A 17,804-nucleotide genomic window follows, 5' to 3' on the forward strand; every position below is an offset into this window, starting at 1 on the left:
AAAACAAGGGCCGGGTCCGTTCTCTTAACAGAGTGCGGACCCGGCCCTTGTTGTTCCGGCCTATTTTGAAGCCGGGGACTTCTTCCGGGTCAGCGCGGCCCAGCGGGAGGCCAACCCCCACTTGGTCACGTTGATCATGGCCTCAACAACGATGTTGCCGCTCATCTTGGAGGCTCCTAGCTCGCGCTCCACAAAGGTGATGGGGCGTTCTACGATCTTCAGTCCCAGCTTGGCGACCCTCCATGCAAGGTCCACCTGGAAGCCGTAGCCAACCGATTCGACCTGGTCCAGCTTGAGCGCCTCAAGGGTGCTGCGGCGGAAGGCGCGGTACCCTCCAGTAATGTCCTTGATCTTCAGGCCAAGCATGATGCGGGCGTAAGTGCTGCCCGTGCGTGAGATCGCCTGGCGGTACAGCGGCCAGTTCACGGTGCCTCCGCCGGGAACCCAGCGTGAGCCCATGGCGAGGTCGGCGCCGTCGTTGATGGCATCCAACAACAGCGGCAGTTGCTCGGGCTGATGGGAACCATCAGCGTCCATCTCTACGAGGACGTCGTAGCCAGCCGCCATACCCCATTTGAATCCGGCAATATAGGCGGCCCCGAGGCCTTCCTTGCCCTTGCGGTGGAGGACATGGACTTGGCTGTCCTCGGCCGCGATGCTGTCGGCGAGCTGCCCCGTGCCGTCAGGGCTGTTGTCGTCTACAACCAAGACGTCAGAGGCGGGGACAGCCGCGCGCAGCCGTCCGAGGGTCTTGGGCAGCGATTCCAGCTCGTTATAGGTGGGGATGATCGTCAGGACACGCAAGAAGAGGCCTTTCCTTGATGGAGCGGTCAGTGGGCCGGAGCAGCAACGAGGCTGGGATTCTGGCGCAACTCTCCATTATAGGGCGACAACTCGGCGTGCTCAGGGCCACTTATGGTGATTGACACACCCAGTGGACCTGGCCGCGGGCAGGTCCACAAGCCCAGGTCCAGTGCCGACCCGTGTTTTCAACTCGAGGCCGAACCGTTTTCTGCTGCACTGCGGACCTGCCCACTACGAGTGCCACGGTCTGAAGAACGGGCCCATTGACTGTTTTGAAACGGACCCCACCGCGGCCAGGCAACCAGGTATTCCCTGTGGAAGCCTGTTGACCCTAAATGCTACGGGCTTCACAAACACTGTCAAGCGCCCCCTGACCTGCGGCTTCACTCATAGGCGCAGGTCAGGGGGCCTTCAGTATCGGCAGGATATTTACAACTATGACCGCAATGATTCCCTTGAGAAGAGCTCCCGGCCCTCCCGTACGGTCTGCAGGCAGGCGGGGTCGCTTCCGCTGTCCAGCGCGGGCAGAAGGGGCGTGCGGGCGCGCGGATCAGTGGACCAGGATTGGACACGGTCATCTGCGACCTGAACCATCAGCTCTTCCACCTCCCACACTGCAAAACTTGCAGGTGCCCCGGGAACCAATTGACCCATGAGCGGATTGCGCTGCCTACTGGCCCGCCACCCTGCGCGGGTGTGTCCCAGGAAGGCGGCCCGCGCCGAAATACGCTGGTCCGGATTGCTGTGCTCCAAGCATGCCCGGACACTGGACCACGGGCGCAAAGGGGTGACCGGGCTGTCACTTCCAAAGCACACAGGCACGCCGGTGGAGTAGTACGAGGCGAAGGGGTTCATGGCCGCTCTCCGCGCGTCGCCCAGGCGCTGCTCATAGAGGTTTCCTGCCCCACCCCAGGCGGCATCAAACGCGGGCTGCGCGCTCACGGTGATCGAGTACTTGGCAAGACGGGCGAAATCCGCCGCATCTGCCATTTCCACGTGTTCGAGGCGATGCGCAGCTGCACGGACCCGCTGCTCCCCCACTTCTGCCGCGGCAAGGTCCAACGCATCCAGCGCGGTCTTCAGTCCGGCGTCGCCTATGACATGGAAACCTGCTTGGACTCCCAGCGCTGAACAAGCGGCCAGATGACGGGCAGCCTCGTTCACAGAGAGATAGAGGCTTCCGCGATGCCCCGGCGCGTCAGCGTAGTCGGCGTTGAGGGCCGCCGTTCGTGACCCGATGGAGCCGTCGATGTTCAAATCACCGGCCAAGCCAAGAACAGGTACGTCCAGGCCCTCCAGAATTGAAGCAGCGTGCTCGGCCGATGTAGCAAGTTCGCCCCAATAGGGCAGGATCTCGGGGACACCCTCCCGGCTTTCGTTCCACGAGGTGGACATCCGCAGGTCCTCGACACTGCACAGGTGTGGCGCCGCCATCTCTGCAAGCGCCACGTAACCGTTCGCCGCAGCCTCGCGAAGGGCACGTTCCTGGTACCGGCGGCGCTCGGCTTCGGGGAACTGCCTGGCGACCAGGCGCGAGGCCGTGTGAGCAGCCCTCAGAACGTGCGCGGAACCGTCGTAGCCGTCAAGGCCGGCGATGCCGGCAGCAGAGGCCAAGGAAGGTGATGCAAGCGCCGAGTGCGCGTCCACGCGCGCCAGATACACCTTGCGTCCACCGGCGGCGCGGTCGAGTTCCTCCGCCGCAGGCAGTGTCCTGTCCTGCCACGTCGATTCGTCCCAGCCATGACCCAGCACCGTGCCGGTGGCACCGAGCGCCTTTGCGGCGCGGGCGACGACGTCGAGCAGTTCCCGGGCCGAGCGGACCCCGGCCAATTGGAGGGCATCGGACGCAATTCCGGTCTCGGTGAGATGCATGTGGGAATCTACGAAGCCGGGAGCCACCAAGGCTCCCCGCAAATCAATAACTTCCATCGAGGAATCGGCAATCGACGTCGCGGCTTGCTCTGAACCAACCCAGGCAACGGTGTTTCCGTCAACCAGCATTGCCGTTGCAAAGGGGTCCGCAGCGGTATAGACGGAACCGTTCCGGTACATGGTGACCTTGCGGGGCGTAGTTTCAGCGGGCATGCCTGGATGGGTCATGGAAGTGCTCCTTGCTGGGAATCTGTGGTGGGTCAGGAGACGTTGGAGTAGGCCACTACACCGCGGCGGACCAGATCGATCGCTTCTCGGCATATCTTCGCCTGGCGTCGTTCGAGCCCGGGAATCTTTGCCATCTGGTCCAGCAGATCGATCACTTGCTTCGCCCAGCGCACGAAGTCCCCTGCGGCAAGGTCGGTGCCGCTTAGCACTTCCTGAAGGTGACGGCCTTTGGCCCACTTGAAAATGGGCCAGACGAGTCCAAGTTCCGGCTCGGCCGTCAACGGGAGCCTGTTCTTGTCCTCGACATCCTCCAGCGCAGACCATTCATGCACCACGATGTCCACGGAGGTTTCGAGGGAGATGGACGGCATCTTGGGCCGGAGACCCCGATCATCGCGCTTGGCTTGGTAAACCATGGTGCTGGCCAGCGCAGCCAGTTCGGCGGCGTCGAGATCCTTGATGGCCCCTTGCCGGATCGATTGGGAGATCAGCAGGTCTTTTTCGCCGTAGATGCGGCGCAGTCGCTGGCCGTCCGCGCTGATAGTGACATGACCGGCGTCGGACGTCTGAAGGTAACCGTATGTGGCGAGGACATCGCATACACGATCAAAAGTCTTCGCGATCGTGTTGGTACGGCCTTGGATCTGCCGGACGAGCCCATCGGTTTCATGGCGCAGTTTCCACCACCGCTCGGCCCAGCGGGCATGGTCTTCACGTTCGCTGCAGCCATGGCAAGGATGGGCGCGGAGTGCCCGGCGCAGGTCCAAGATTTTCTTTTCCTGGTCCGGCAAGTAGCGGGCGCGGCCAAAGTCCTCGCTCCGGTTCGTCCCCCGGGCCGGTGGACGTCCCTCGCGCACAGCGTTCCGCATTGCCGATGCCAGGTCACGGCGGGATTTGGGCAGTTTCGCGTTGAACGACTTCGGGATGCGGATCCAGGACACGGGCATCACTGGATCTTCGACTTCGTGGGCGCCGATCCTGTGCAACTGGTTGTCTTCCGTCAGGACTGCGGGCCGCGGTTCACGCGCATTGGGATCGGCATCGAGCACGACGGCGTAACCGGGCGAGCGTCCGCCGGGAACCTTGACGATGTCCCCAGGCAGGAGGCGAGTGAGGGATTCCACCGTCAGGGATTTGCGGGCCCTCGAGGTACTCCGGGATGCGTACTCCTCGGCATCGCTGAGATCCCGCCGGAGCTTCGCGTACTCGGTAAAGTCGCCAAGGTGACACTTCATCGATTCGGCATAGCCGGCGAGCGACTCTTCACGGCTCCGAACCTGCCGCGCCAGCCCCACGACGGAACGATCGGCCTGGAACTGGGCGAACGATGACTCGAGGATCTGCCGCGCCCGGGGACGTCCAAACTGGGCGATCAGGTTGATGCTCATGTTGTAGGTGGGCCTGAAACTGGAATTAAGAGGATAGGTGCGCCGCGAAGCAAGGCCGGCGACAGCCGCGGGATCCGTTCCCGGCTGCCAAAGGACCACGGCGTGACCTTCGATGTCGATTCCACGCCTCCCCGCACGGCCGGTCAGCTGGGTGTACTCTCCCGCGGTGATGTTGACGTGGGCTTCGCCGTTGAACTTGTCGAGCTTCTCCAGGACCACGCAGCGGGCCGGCATGTTCACACCCAGCGCCAAGGTCTCCGTGGCGAACACGGCCTTCACCAGGCCGTCGGCGAACAGGGTTTCGACGACTTCCTTGAAAGTCGGCAGCATACCGGCATGGTGCGCAGCGAGCCCTCTGAGCAGGCCATCACGCCAGCTCCAAAACCCCAGCACATCGAGGTCGTCCGCGGGAATTTCGCGGCTCGCCTCATCCACCCGGGCCGCGATGATCTGCTGTTCCCGCTCCGTAGTCAGCCACAACCCCGCGGCGGCACACTGCGCCACGGCTCCGTCGCAGCCAGCACGGGAGAAAATGAAGGTGATGGCCGGGAGGAGCCCCTGGCGGTCCAGGCTCGCAATGATCTGCGGCCGGCTGGCTTTGCGCACCGGGCTCCGCTGCTCCGCTGCGCTGTTGTCACGTTGGTGGTCCTGCCTGCGGCGGCTGCGTCCTCCGTGACCGAATCGGCCACGGAAGTTCATCTGGCTTTCTGCCCTGGCCATGGACAACAGCTCTGGATTGACCTCGAATTCCTTCTGCCTGGGATTCCGGTCCAACTCATGGACTGCCACCGGCAAGGGTGCTTCGCCGTCGCCCGCCCCTGGAGCGATCTGATCAAAGCTCGTGTCCCCAGCGAAGAGATCGACGATCTCACGGCCCACCATGACGTGCTGCCACAAGGGGACAGGACGGTGCTCGGAGACAATCACATCGGTGTGTCCGCGCACGGTATCCAGCCACGCACCGAACTCTTCAGCGTTGGACACCGTGGCGCTCAGGGAAACCACCTGTACCTCGCTGGGCAGGTGGATGATGACTTCTTCCCAAACAGCTCCACGGAAGCGGTCGGCAAGGTAGTGCACCTCATCCATTACCACGTAGCCAAGGTCGCCGAGGGTGTCGGAGTCCGCGTACAACATGTTCCGCAGGACTTCGGTGGTCATCACGACGATGGGAGCCTCGCCATTGATGGTGGTGTCACCGGTCAACAGGCCCACGTTTGAGGCGCCATATTTCGCCGAAAGCTCTGAGAATTTCTGGTTGCTTAGCGCCTTGATGGGCGTCGTGTAAAAGGCTTTGAGTCCGCGTTCAAGGGCGAGGTAGATCGCGAATTCTCCGACGATTGTCTTTCCGGCCCCCGTGGGCGCCGCAACCAGCACTCCCTTGCCTTCCTGCAGCGAACGGCAGGCTTCACGCTGGAAATCGTCAAGTTCGAATTCCAGCGACTGGGCAAAAGTGCCGAGATAGGTTTTCGACTCAGCACTCCTTTGCGCTGCCGCTTGAAAAGCTTCTGAGGGCGAAAGGGCCCCTGAATTGGAGGACATGCTTCAAGCCTAGTGGCCGGAGGACTACAGATTCTCCAGATCAGAGGCAGGTGTGGCGACGTCGGCAGTGGCTTCCGTCTCAGCAGTGACCTTCGCCTGATGGCGCGCACGCCGTTTGTCGTTCAGGATGCATAGCCCGATTGCAGCGAAGAACAGCGCCAGCAGGGGGCCAGCGAGCATGAACATCGACAGAGCGTCCGCACCGGGAGCTGCCACGGCGGCCAGGACGAACACAAGGAAGACGGTGATACGCCACGCCTTGAGGATGGTCCTGCCGGTCAAAACGCCCGCCATGTTGACGCCCACCAACACCACTGGGACCAGGAAGGCGATACCGAGGAACAGAAGCATGTGCGTGGCGAACGTCAGGTACTGCGACGCGTCGATATTGTTGGCCCCGTTTTGCGGCGTGAACTGCAACAAGGCGCGCACAACGTTCGGAATCACCAACCATGCGACGTACACGCCCACCAGGAACAAAGGCACCGCCGCGGTCATGTACCCGAGGGTGTAGCGCCGCTCCTTCTTGGTCAGGCCGGGAGTGATGAAGGCCCAGACCTGGTAGATCCAGATCGGGCTGGAGATGACCAAGCCGATCTGGATGGCAATACGGAGCTTGAAGTCGAACGGATCCGCCACGCTCGCGAAATTGAGGACAGCTGTCCGCTTGGTCTCCTCGGCAATCTTAACCAAGGGATCCGACAAGCTGTTGACCACGGGTTCATAGAGGAACCATCCCGCCACGGCGCCCAGAAGCACACCGATGGCAGACTTGATCAGCCGATTTTTGAGTTCCTTCAGATGGTCTAGGAGCGCCATCCGCCCTTCGGGGTTGGCTTTGCGGCCCGTCTTCGTTGCCACTTCTGCTTAGCTACGGGTTGCTGGCGGAACGTCAGTGTCGTTGCCGCTCTTGGTGGTGGCTTCGGGGTGGTTGACCACTTTGCCTTCAACGGGGTCCGTGTCGTCCTTGGCCGCCGGCTTCCCGTCGTTCTTCATTTCCTTGACTTCGGATTTGATGATGCGCATCGACTGGCCGAGGCTCCGGGCCATGGCCGGAAGCTTGGGTGCCGCAAACAGCAGCAGGGCCACGATGATAATAATGACAATTGGCCAAGGGCCATCAAATAGTCGTCCCACGGGAAGTCCTTTCGTTGGAATACATCCTACGTCTAACTGAATTCGATGTCGTGCAGGGACTGGGGTCGGCCCAGCTCTGCTTTGCGCTTAACGCGCTTTTGGCGACGCACTTCCTGGCGGGAGGCCTTGGCCGTCACGTAATCATGACGCATCTGTTCCGGTGAGGCAAAAACGGCCTCGCCGAACACTTTCTGCGAGGCACCGCCGTCGTCGTCAGGGTGTTCGGGAAGGTAAGTGCGACGCCCCAGCCGCTCCCCCGCCGCACTCAGCTCATGCACCGTAGACATGAAAGTCCGGAAAAGCCTGATGCCCAAAAGGACGTAGCAAAGCAAGGACACTGCAATCAGAGCGACCCACAGAAGGATCCAGGACCACCAAGGCATTTGAGTAGTCTATCCAGCCTTCACGTTTTGTATTGGATCCGGTTGCTTGTACTGCCCGAGGGCCGCGGCAAGCCACTCTGCCGAGGCATCCGCCAGCCCGGCAGGCTGCAGGATCCGGGCCGCACCGCCATGCTGGGCAACGAACATCGGCAACCAGTCCGCGTTTCCGAATCGGATCTCGGCGAGCAGGCCACCGTCGGGAAGCACTGCCGTCCGATCCGCATAGTAGTCATCCGCAAGCCCGGCACCTTGTCGAGTCAGCTGGAGGACAACCACGACGTCGTCGTCGTTGGGCGTGTAGAGCTTCACCGGAACGCCGTCCTCGGCGCTGCCAGCCCCGGAAACAACCCTGCCGTTCGGTGCGATCTCCTCGACGCGGTCCAAACGGAAATTCCGCAACCCGGCTTTGCTGTGACAGTACGCCTCGAAATACCAGGTGTTGTCCAGCGAATAGAGCCGGAGGGGGTCGACGTCCCGTTCGGAGACTGAATCGCGTTGCGGTGACAGATAGCGGAGGCGCAATTGGCTGCCCGCCTGGATCGCCCGGGTGATGGTGCCGAAAGTTCCGGCATCGGCTGGGGTGACGGGTGGGCCAGCGACGGCCGCCGCCAAGCGGCCGGCCTCCCCCGCCGCGCCGGTGAGCTTCAGGGTCACGGACTCCAAGGCCCCGCTCTGTTCGTCTTCCGACATGCCTGCCTGGGCGGGGAGTCCGCCCAGGGTGGCGAGGCCGGTCAGCAGGGCGCAGGCTTCGTCGACGCTGAAGCGGACGGGTCGGTTGAGTTCAAGGTGCTCCCGGATGTAGACATGCTCGTTTTCCCAATCGATATCGAACAAGTCATCCGGGTAGCCTTCAGGACGGCCGGAGCAGATCAGTATCTTCAAGTCCTCGAGCAATTCCTTGCGGGTGATACCGAAGCGGTCCGCCACCTCCTGGATGGGCAAGCCCTGGTTGTGGACGAGGAACGGCACCAACTGCAGCATCCGGTTAAGTTGGTTCTCCGAGGTTCGCTTGCGCACCCGCCGCGCGGGACCTGCCTCGGGAAAGCGGATCTCGACGGCGGGGCGCGAGGCGAACCCGGCGGCGGCCTCAAGCCGCCGAATCACCCCGAGACGGAGCTCCGGTGGCCCGGCCACGCTCACGTGCGGACCGTAGGAGGCCAATTCTTCGGCCAGTAGCTCGCTGTCCCGGAACGGCACGGACAGGCGGTCCGTGCCGTTGTGGGGGCCAGTGCTCCCGGCCGTGTCCGTGATGCTCACCGCCCGCTTGCGGAGTCCCAGCAAGCGGCCCTCCGCCACGTCGAGCTGGGCCTCCTGCGAGGGAAGTTCATTGAGGCTGTCCAGTTCGGCGCGGATATCAAAGCCCGTCGGAATCTCGCAGTGCTCCCGCGCCTCGGCCTGCACCTCGCTCGTCATCCGGGACAGGCGGAAGAAACGTTTGGCCCCTCGACCCCGGTCGAAGCCCACCAGGTACCACTGGCCGAAGCGGCTCCCCAAGCCCCAGGGCTCCACCAGACGGCGCTCTTCCTTTCCGGTGCTGGCGGCACGGTAGTGGAAGACAACGGGGTGCTGGCCGTTCATGGCGGCGATGATGTCGTCAAAAGCCTGGCCCGCGGGCTTGATGCGGGGCTGGACGCCCGCCGGAAGTTCGACGTCGGCAAGATCGCCGGAAGCCTGCAGCTTCCGCAGCGCGCTGGCTGCTGCCGAGCCCAGCGCTGCGCGTTCCCACAACTGAGCCGCCAGAAGCAGTACTGTTCCCTCCGCAGGGGTCAGACGCACGTCCGGCAGGCGGTTGGATTCCTTGCCGATGCGGTAGCGCGTGGAAGCCGGATCGTCTGAGCCGAAGCCATGGTCAAGGAGCGTTTCGATCACGAAGCCGAACTGCTTCAGGTCCGCCTTGTCCCGTTCGAACATGCGGCCAAACGCGACGTCACTGTCGCCGGCGTCGTGGTAGACCTTGTCCCTGAGAACGGCCCGGGACAGCCCGTATTTCGTGTTCAAAAGGGCGATCAGCAGGTTCAGGAGTCGTTCGGTACGTGATGCGGACACGATTGCAACGTTACTAAATTCCCGCAGCAAAGTCGGAAGGCGCGTCTGCCGCCGGATTCCTCCGGCTGCAGACGCGCCTTCCTGAGCTGTGGAAACCTAGCGAACTGCCACGAGGTCCACGACGAAGATGAGGGCTTCGTTGGGCTTGATGGCCCCGCCCGCGCCACGGGAGCCATAGGCGAGCTCTGAGGGGATTTCCAGACGACGACGGCCGCCGACCTTCATGCCGAGCAGACCCTGGTCCCAGCCCTGGATGACCTGGCCGACGCCGACCCGGAAGTCCAGCGGCGCCCCGCGGCCCCAAGATGCGTCGAATTCCTCGCCCGTGGACCAAGCCACGCCAACGTAATGAGTGGAGACGGTGTCGCCGGGCTGAGCCTCGGCGCCGTCACCGACGATGATGTCCTTGATGACGAGTTCCGTGGGGACGTCGCCCTCCGGGAAGTCGATTTCCGGCTTAATGCGGTCGAAATCACGCTGACCAAATGACATGGGTACTCCTCAATTTGATAGGGGCAATGCGGTATGAATTTAGCTGAAGGCTAGTTGGCGCCGAGGATGTCCACGACGAAGACGAGGTCGCCCTTCGCGTCACCTTGACCGGCGTCGCCATAGGCGAGGTCCTTGGGGACAACCAGAAGAACCCGGGAGCCGACTGTCTTGCCGGCAAGGCCTTGCGTCCAGCCCTTGATGACGCCATTCAGAGCAAAACTTGCAGTCTGTCCGCGATCGTAGCTGGAGTCGAACTTCTTGCCGCCCACCAGGTTGACGCCGACATAGTTGACCGTCAGAGTGTCCGTTTCCTTGACGACGGCGCCCTTGCCCTTGATGAGGTCCTGGGCAACAAGGCTCTGTGGAGGCGTCGCGCCGTCGACGGAAATCTGCGGAATTCCCTTGTCATCGACCTTGACCGTGGGCAGGCCAGCGGGAGGCGTCACGGTATCCCCCTCGGGCTTGTCCAGGGCCTTGGTAGCGTCCTTGACGGAAGTGATCTTGAAGACCACCAGCTGCGACGAAGTTGCCGCTGTTGTTCCGCTGGCAGCGGTTCCGGGGACGGCGAAAGCGATGTCGGCGCCAACTTTCGCGCCGACCAGCGCGTTGTAGAGGACAGCGCTGCCAGTCTTGAGTTGGTCGTTCAGTTCTACCGGCATAGGTCCCGTGGTGAAGGTGTCTTCAAGGGTCTTGCCATCTTTGCCGTCGACGGCGATGTAGGCGATCTCTGCGATCTGACCGGCCTTCACTCTGTCGCCGGTGCCGTCGGTGACTAGTTTGATGGTTGGTTGCGTCACGTCAAGCGGCTTGGTGAATTCCAGGCCGGGGGCCTTCTTGTCTCCATTGTCGGAGACCTTGAGGGAATCCAGCTTGGCGACTTCGCCGGCGGACTGACTGGTGGGCTCCGGGGTTGCTGTTGTTGCCGGACTTCCGCCGCAGGCGGTAATCAGCAAGAGGCCGGGGATAAGAATTGCTAGTAGACGTCGCACAAATTGAACTTTCGTCGGGGCAAAAGGAGGGCATGGACGGGCCAGGCTCGGCCATGCGCGTAGAGGCCCGTTAAAAGGCCAACCTCCAGAATAGCTGGTGAAGCTGGGAGTCAGCTCATTGAGTCCAGGAGGGCATCCACTCTTTCGTCGACGCTGCGGAACGGATCCTTGCACAAAATCGTCTGGTGCGCGCGGTCGTTCAATTTCAAATGGACCCAATCCACGGTGTAGTCACGGCCGAGTTCCTGCGCGCGCCGGACGAAGTCGCCGCGGAGTTTTGCCCGGGTGGTCTGCGGCGGCGCATCCACGGCGTCCTTGATGTCTGTGTCCGCCACCAAGCGCCGGGCAGCACCACGGGCCTGGAGGAGGAAGAAGAGCCCGCGCCTACGCGAGATGTCGTGATAAGTGAGATCCAGTTGCGCGATCCGCGGGGAATCCAGGCCGATTCCATGGCGACGCATGTAGCCATCCATCAGCTTCTTCTTGATGGCCCAGTCCACTTCGGTGTCGATCCCACTGGTGTCGCCGCTTTCAATGGCGTTCAGCGTGCGCTCCCACAGGTCCAGGATGAGCGGTACGTGGGGATTGTGGGCTCCGTTCGATGACACGAAGGCGCTCACCTTCGCTAGGTATTCGCGCTGGATATCCAGGGCCGTCAGTTGCCGCCCGTTGGCCAGGCGAACCAAGGCCTTACCGCTGAGATCGTGGGAGATTTCGCGGATGCTGCGGATGGGGTTCTCCATGCGCATGTCCCGCATAATGACTCCGGCCTCAATCATGCGCAGGAGCAGGTCCACCGTTCCCACCTTCAACAGGGCGGTGGTCTCGGACATGTTCGAGTCACCGACGATCACGTGCAGGCGACGGAAGAACTCGGCATCGGCGTGCGGCTCATCGCGGGTGTTGATGATGGGGCGGGACCTTGTGGTTGCCGAAGATACGCCTTCCCAAATGTGGTCTGCCCGTTGCGAGAACGCGAAGGTGGCACCATGGGGCGTCTTCAGGACCTTGCCCGCGCCAGCGATCAGCTGCCGTGTGACGAGGAAGGGAATGAGGATCTCGGCGAGCCGCGAGAACTCACCCCGCCGGGGAATCAAATAGTTCTCATGGCTGCCGTAGGAGTTTCCGGCGGAATCTGTGTTGTTTTTGAACAGGTAGACCGTGCCGTTGAATCCCTCCGCCGCGAGGCGCGCCTGCGCTTCATCCACGAGGTCATCGAGAATGAGTTCTCCCGCCCGGTCGTGGGCGATCAACTGCGCGAGGTCGTCACATTCGGCGGTGGCGTATTCCGGATGCGAGCCGACGTCAAGGTAAAGGCGCGAGCCGTTGGTCAGGAAGACGTTGGATGAGCGCCCCCAGCTCACCACCTTGCGAAAAAGGTACCTGGCGACTTCCTCGGGGGCCAAAGGCCTTGAGTCGGGGCTCGAATACGAAATACCGAACTCGGTTTCTATCCCGAATATTCTCTTGTCCATCTCAGGCCTCCCCTGCCAGCAGCTGCGTGATTTCTTCCGCCTGGAGCCGCCGGAATGCCCGGCGGGACCCGCGACCGCTTTCCGGACTTCGGTCCAGCACTGCGGCCTCGACGGCGGTCCCGGGCAGGGCGTCCACGTCCTTGTCCGTGGCAAGTGCCTTGACCGCCAGGCGCAGGGCGCCGGCCAGGCTGAGATCGGCCTTCCAGCCGCCAGCCACGACCTCCGCTACTTGCTCGGCCAAGCCGCCCATGACCACAAAGCCGTTCTCGTCGGCAATGGAACCGTCAAAGGTCAACCTATACAGATGATCCTCGGCCTGTGTGTGTCCGACCTCTGCCACGGCGAGCTCCACTTCGAATGGCTTCTGTTCCGCGGTGAAGACTGCGCCGAGGCTCTGCGCATAGACGCTGGCCAGCCCGCGGGCGGTGACGTCCTCGCGATCGTACGAATAGCCGCGGACGTCGGCGTAGCGGACACCAGCCTGCCGGAGGCTCTCAAACTCGTTGTACTTGCCTACCGCGGCGAAGGCGATCTTGTCGTAGATCTCACCGATCTTATGCAGGGACGGCGAGGGATTTTCCGCCACCAGGGCAATGCCATCCTCGCAACTGATCACGACGACGGAACGGCCCCGGGCGATGCCCTTCCGCGCGAAATCGGCGCGGTCCTTCATCAGCTGCTCGGGCGAAACATAAAACTGCTGGGTCATATCAGGCCTCCCGTCCGGCAGCTGCGCGCGATTCAATGATGGATCCGGCGATCGCCGCCAACTCCCGTTCGGACACCCGACGGGCGCCGGCGCGGTTGACCGTGTACACCACCGGCCAGAGTTGGCGGACAGGATCCGGACCGCCTGTGGCGGAATCGTCGTCGGCCGCGTCATAGAGGGCTTCGACGGCGACTGCGACTGCCTCGTCTTCGGTCAGGCTCGGCCGCCACAGTTTCTTCAGGGCGCCACGGGCGAACACGGAACCGGAGCCGACAGAGTGGTGCTCCAATTCCTCGTATCGTCCGCCAGTGACATCGTAGGAAAAAAGCCGTCCAACGCCGGCGGTCTGGTCGAAGCCCGCGAAAAGCGGGATCACTGCGAGGCCCTGCATGGCCATTGGCAAGTTTCCCCTGATCATGGCCCCAAGCCGGTTGGCCTTGCCGTCCAGGCTCAACAGGGTGCCTTCGATCTTTTCGTAATGTTCCAATTCCACCTGGAACAACCGGGTGATGTCGATGGCCAATCCCGCAGTGCCGGCAATGCCCAGGACGGAGTAATCGTCAGCCGGGAAGACTTTCTCAATATGCCTGCTGGCGATGACATTGCCCATGGTGGCGCGCCGATCGCCCGCCATCAGGACGCCACCGGGATAGCTAAGGGCAACGATTGTCGTGGCATGCGGGACCGGCGGAATCTGTCCCGCGGGCAGCACTTGATTGAAGGGAAGGAGTTCAGGCCTGGAGCGTTGCAGATGCTCTGTGAACGAAGACGTTGCTTGGGTGGCCAGATGGCCGGCTGCTGGATCCTGCATTGCTGCGCTCCTTCGACTCTGACATCCGATGCCCGGCGGCCTCGCGCCGGCCGGGCCCTGAGATTAGCTGGCGGCTGCTTACTGGCCGCCCTTTTGCACAAATGCCCGCACGAACTCTTCGGCGTTCGATTCAAGTACGCCATCAATTTCGTCGAGGAGATCGTCCACGCCCTGCGTGGCCACCGAGGCCTGTGCCTCCGGTGCTACGGGCGGGGCCCCCGGGACGTCAGCCTCTGTCTCGACGTCGCGGGACTGGGGTTGCTGCTGCTCCTGAGCTGCCATTTCCTTCTCCATTCTGTCCATCCCCGGCAACGGGGACTTCCTGTAATGCCATACTGCCACGGGGCGGGCCGCGACGCTGCGGTTTTAAGAGCCCGTTTGGCGGCCTTTCACCGGCTGCCGGTTCAGGCTGGCGGGGCCGGGTCAAGGCCGAGCAATTCACGGAGGAATGCACCCGCTGTGGCGTGCTTCTGAAAGAGCTGGCCGGTGAGTGCTTCCGTGCCGCGGAGGGGTTCCCGCGTGGGCACCCGCTGGAGTTTGCCGATGCCGGGAACGTCGAAAATGACCGAATCCCAACTGGCGCCGACAACGTCCTTGCCGAAGCTGGAAACGCACTTCCCCCGAAAATAGGCCCGTGTGTCCGAGGGCGGTTCGACGACAGCGCGGCTGATGACGGCGTCGTCGACGATCCTCTGCATCCGGTCGCGCGAAAGCATGCGGTAGTAGAGGCCTTTCTCAGGCCTCACGTCGGACCATTGCAAATCGATCAGCCCCAAGCGGGCGTCGTTCCATTCCAGTCCGTCACGGTTCCGGTAGCCCTCCAGCAGGGACATCTTGGCGAGCCACTCGACGGAAGACGCGGCACCGGCTGGGTTGCTCCCCAGAAGCCCCAACGTCGACTCCCACCGGTCCAGGACATCCCGGGTATGGCCGTCTCCGCTGAAGGAATCGGAGACCCCGCTTTCCTGGGCAAGTTTGGCGGCGGCCTCGTAATATATCCATTGGATGTCCAACGCGGTTACACGCCGACCGTCGAGAAGCCTGACCGTAGCAGTCAGGGAGGTGTCGTGGCTGATTGCCTGCAACCCGGCCACAGGCTCGTGCACTTCGATCTTCGGAGCTTGGCCGGCTTCGATGAGGCTCAGGACCAAAGCCGTGGTGCCGAACTTCAGGTAGTTGGACACTTGGCTCAAGTTGGCGTCGCCGATGATGACGTGCAAGCGCCGATACTTGTCCGCAGTAGCGTGCGGCTCATCCCGGGTGTTGATGATCGGACGCCTGATGGTGGTTTCCAGTCCCACCTCAGCTTCGAAGAAGTCCGCGCGCTGGCTGATCTGGAATCCGGCAGTCGAACCGTCCTGCCCTTTACCGAGTCGCCCGGCTCCGCAAATGACCTGGCGCGTGACGAAGAACGGCGTCAAGCCACGGACGATCTCCCCGAAGGGCACAGCGCGCGGCATGAGGTAGTTCTCGTGGGAACCGTAGGACACCGACTTGTTGTCGGTGTTGTTTTTGTACAGGTTTATGGCTGGCAGATCGGGATCGCCTGCGACCTTCCGGACAGTGGCCAAGGCGACGAGATCGCCGGCTGCGTCCCACGCAACGATGTCGCGGGGATTCGTGACTTCGGGACTCGAGTATTCCGGATGGGCATGGTCCACGTACAGGCGTGCCCCGTTGCCGAGGACCATATTCATCAGCAGCGAACCCGACTCGTCGCTGCCATCGGCTTCGAGTTCCTGCCGGCCGTACGCCAGCGCGACGGCCTCGGCGTCAAGCACCGGAGGCCTGTCGGTCAGCTGGCTGGGATCTGCGGCACTGCGCTCAACCGTCCAGCCACGTGCATCATGCAGGGGTTCCTCGTCCGTGTAGTCCCACCGCGTTTCAGCGCCCCCGGCCGCCCGCTGCCGCGTCAGGTTCGCGTAGGCCTGGATGACTCGCGCGGACATCATCGTGGCGTTCGCTCCCGGTGCAGAGGGCGCGTGGATACCGTATTCAGTTTCCGAACCCATGACCCGCATGGCCCCGCCCACGGGAAGTTTCTCAGAGGGCAGGCCTTCCGGCCGGGCCGTCACAGGTACTGGCCGGTGTTGGGAGTCGTCTCGATCGACTTCCCGGGCTCCTGGCCGGCCTTGCCCTGGACGATGGTGCGGATGTACGTGATGCGTTCGCCCTTCTTGCCTGAGATACGTGCCCAGTCATCCGGATTGGTGGTGTTGGGCATGTCCTCGTGTTCGCGGAATTCGTCGACTACGGCGCGCAGGAAGTGGTCGATCCGCAGGCCCTTCTGCTGGGTCAGCAGGAGATCCTTGATAGCGTATTTCTTGGCCCGGTCCACGACGTTTTGGACCACTGCACCCGAGTTGAAATCCTTGAAGTAGAGCATCTCGGTGTCGCCGTTGGCATAGGTGACTTCGAGGTACTCATTGGATTTCTCGGTGGAGTACATGGCCTCGACGGTGCGCTGGATCATCGCGTCGACGGTGGCCTGCACATCGCCACCGTGTTCGGCCAGATCCGTCGCATGGAAGGGTAGGTCCGTGGTGATGTACTTGGCGAAAATGTCGGCAGCTGCCTCGGCGTCAGGTCGGTGGATTTTGACTTTCACGTCCAACCGGCCAGGGCGAAGAATGGCGGGGTCGATCATGTCTTCGCGGTTCGAGGCGCCAATGACGATCACGTTATCCAGCCGCTCCACGCCGTCGATCTCGCTGAGGAGCTGAGGGACGATGGTTGTCTCGACGTCGGAGGAGACACCCGTGCCGCGGGTGCGGAACAGCGAGTCCATTTCATCGAAGAACACCACCACGGGGCTGCCGTCCGAGGCCTTTTCGCGCGCGCGGGCAAAGATCAGCCGGATGTGGCGTTCGGTTTCGCCAACGTATTTGTCAAGGAGTTCAGGACCTTTGATGTTCAGGAAGTAGCTCTTGAGATCCACGTTGCCGGCCCGTTCGGACGCGCGGGCCGCGAGCGAGTTGGCCACGGCTTTGGCGATCAGCGTCTTGCCGCAACCTGGGGGGCCGTATAGCAGGATGCCCTTGGGCGCCTTGAGTCCGTGTTCCCGGTACAGGTCAGGGTGCAGGAATGGCAGTTCGACGGCGTCCCGGATCTGCTCGATTTGCGGGCCCAGGCCGCCGATATCCTCGTAGGTAATGTCGGGGACTTCCTCGAGGACAAGGTTTTCGACTTCCGCCCTGGGAACCTTCTCGAGGGCGTAGCCGGTGCGTGAATCGAGTGACAGAGCATCACCGACTCGCAGGTGCACTTTCTGCAGGGCACCTGAAAGCCTGACAACCCGCTCCTCGTCGGCGCGGCCCACCACGAGGGCACGGTCCGAGCCGAGCAGTTCCTTGAGCGTGACGAGTTCACCCGCCCTCTCATAGCCCAGGCCGGCAACCACAAGCAGGGCCTCGTTGAGGAGGACCTCTTGTCCAACAGCCAGCTGGTTGAGGTTCACGAGGGGGCTGACGCCCACGCGCATCTTGCGGCCAGCATTAAAGATGTCGACCGATTCCTCAGTGGAAGCCTGACCAGTGCTGCCGGCCGTTGGCTGGCGCCTGGGGTTGATTTGCAGGACGGTCCCGAAGCTGTAAGGCGGTTGGCCGTCTTGTTCGAGGGCGCCTTTGAGCCGAAGGATTTCGGCCTTGGCCGTTTCCAGCATGGTCACGAGCTTGGTGTTGTTCTGGGTGGCGGCGGCCAGCTGACGGTCGATGTGGCGCAGCTTGTCGCGAAGGATGTTTATCTGGCGTTCCGCAACAGTGAGCTCACCGGCGTCGTCCACCGGTTGAATTGCCCCGCCATGTCCCGCTTTTCCCTCAGCCACGGCCTTGTTCGATGGCTCCTCAGGTGTTGTCCGCCCGAAGTCATTGTTCGACGTATCCACGAAGCATCAGCTCCTTCCCGCTTTCTATAAATAGACCTTAGCCCT

The 17,804-nt window shown here is 62.6% G+C and carries 15 protein-coding genes; all 15 read right to left on the reverse strand.

Annotated features, from left to right (window positions below; genetic code table 11):
* Positions 1-60 precede the first annotated feature (60 nt).
* The 15 genes from OOZ51_RS02890 to arc all read right to left on the reverse strand — a co-directional run bounded on the left by OOZ51_RS02890 (position 61) and on the right by arc (position 17,759).
* The gene (locus OOZ51_RS02890; RefSeq protein WP_265977390.1) at positions 61-804 is read right to left on the reverse strand and encodes a polyprenol monophosphomannose synthase; all 744 of its coding nucleotides are present in this window, start codon (positions 802-804) and stop codon (positions 61-63) included.
* Positions 805-1,239: 435 nt separating this feature from the next.
* Positions 1,240-2,904 (reverse strand): amidohydrolase, encoded by a 1,665-nt coding sequence (locus OOZ51_RS02895; protein WP_265977391.1) that lies wholly within the window; start codon positions 2,902-2,904, stop codon positions 1,240-1,242.
* A gap of 32 nt (positions 2,905-2,936) precedes the next feature.
* On the reverse strand, positions 2,937-5,834 hold the full coding sequence (locus tag OOZ51_RS02900) for a DEAD/DEAH box helicase (RefSeq protein WP_265977392.1): 2,898 nt from the start codon (positions 5,832-5,834) through the stop codon (positions 2,937-2,939).
* Between the two features lie 24 nt (positions 5,835-5,858).
* Positions 5,859-6,653, reverse strand: a complete 795-nt coding sequence (tatC, locus tag OOZ51_RS02905; RefSeq protein ID WP_265977643.1) for a twin-arginine translocase subunit TatC — start codon at positions 6,651-6,653, stop codon at positions 5,859-5,861.
* Between the two features lie 48 nt (positions 6,654-6,701).
* Positions 6,702-6,971, reverse strand: a complete 270-nt coding sequence (gene tatA / locus OOZ51_RS02910; protein WP_265977393.1) for a Sec-independent protein translocase subunit TatA — start codon at positions 6,969-6,971, stop codon at positions 6,702-6,704.
* 32 nt (positions 6,972-7,003) lie between these two features.
* Positions 7,004-7,354: a hypothetical protein gene (locus tag OOZ51_RS02915; protein ID WP_265977394.1), complete on the reverse strand. Its 351-nt coding sequence runs from the start codon at positions 7,352-7,354 to the stop codon at positions 7,004-7,006.
* Positions 7,355-7,363: 9 nt separating this feature from the next.
* On the reverse strand, positions 7,364-9,400 hold the full coding sequence (locus OOZ51_RS02920) for a helix-turn-helix transcriptional regulator (protein WP_265977395.1): 2,037 nt from the start codon (positions 9,398-9,400) through the stop codon (positions 7,364-7,366).
* 96 nt (positions 9,401-9,496) lie between these two features.
* A complete protein-coding gene (locus OOZ51_RS02925; protein ID WP_265977396.1) occupies positions 9,497-9,892 on the reverse strand; it encodes an FKBP-type peptidyl-prolyl cis-trans isomerase in 396 nt (131 codons plus the stop codon).
* 50 nt (positions 9,893-9,942) lie between these two features.
* A complete protein-coding gene (locus OOZ51_RS02930) occupies positions 9,943-10,881 on the reverse strand; it encodes an FKBP-type peptidyl-prolyl cis-trans isomerase (RefSeq protein WP_265977397.1) in 939 nt (312 codons plus the stop codon).
* Positions 10,882-10,991: 110 nt separating this feature from the next.
* Entirely contained in the window at positions 10,992-12,356 is a 1,365-nt protein-coding gene (pafA, locus tag OOZ51_RS02935; RefSeq protein ID WP_265977398.1) for a Pup--protein ligase, read from the reverse strand.
* A 1-nt stretch (position 12,357) separates the two neighbouring features.
* A complete protein-coding gene (gene prcA / locus OOZ51_RS02940; protein ID WP_265977399.1) occupies positions 12,358-13,065 on the reverse strand; it encodes a proteasome subunit alpha in 708 nt (235 codons plus the stop codon).
* 1 nt (position 13,066) lies between these two features.
* Entirely contained in the window at positions 13,067-13,876 is an 810-nt protein-coding gene (gene prcB, locus OOZ51_RS02945; protein ID WP_265977400.1) for a proteasome subunit beta, read from the reverse strand.
* Between the two features lie 78 nt (positions 13,877-13,954).
* The gene (locus tag OOZ51_RS02950; protein WP_265977401.1) at positions 13,955-14,158 is read right to left on the reverse strand and encodes a ubiquitin-like protein Pup; all 204 of its coding nucleotides are present in this window, start codon (positions 14,156-14,158) and stop codon (positions 13,955-13,957) included.
* Positions 14,159-14,280: 122 nt separating this feature from the next.
* On the reverse strand, positions 14,281-15,897 hold the full coding sequence (gene dop, locus OOZ51_RS02955) for a depupylase/deamidase Dop (protein WP_265977644.1): 1,617 nt from the start codon (positions 15,895-15,897) through the stop codon (positions 14,281-14,283).
* Between the two features lie 50 nt (positions 15,898-15,947).
* Complete coding sequence (gene arc, locus OOZ51_RS02960) at positions 15,948-17,759, reverse strand: proteasome ATPase (protein ID WP_265977402.1); 1,812 nt, start codon at positions 17,757-17,759, stop codon at positions 15,948-15,950.
* Between the last annotated feature and the right edge of the window lie 45 nt (positions 17,760-17,804).

Origin of the sequence: Arthrobacter rhizophilus (assembly GCF_026241105.1) — a bacterium.
Classification (GTDB): Bacteria; Actinomycetota; Actinomycetes; order Actinomycetales; family Micrococcaceae; genus Arthrobacter.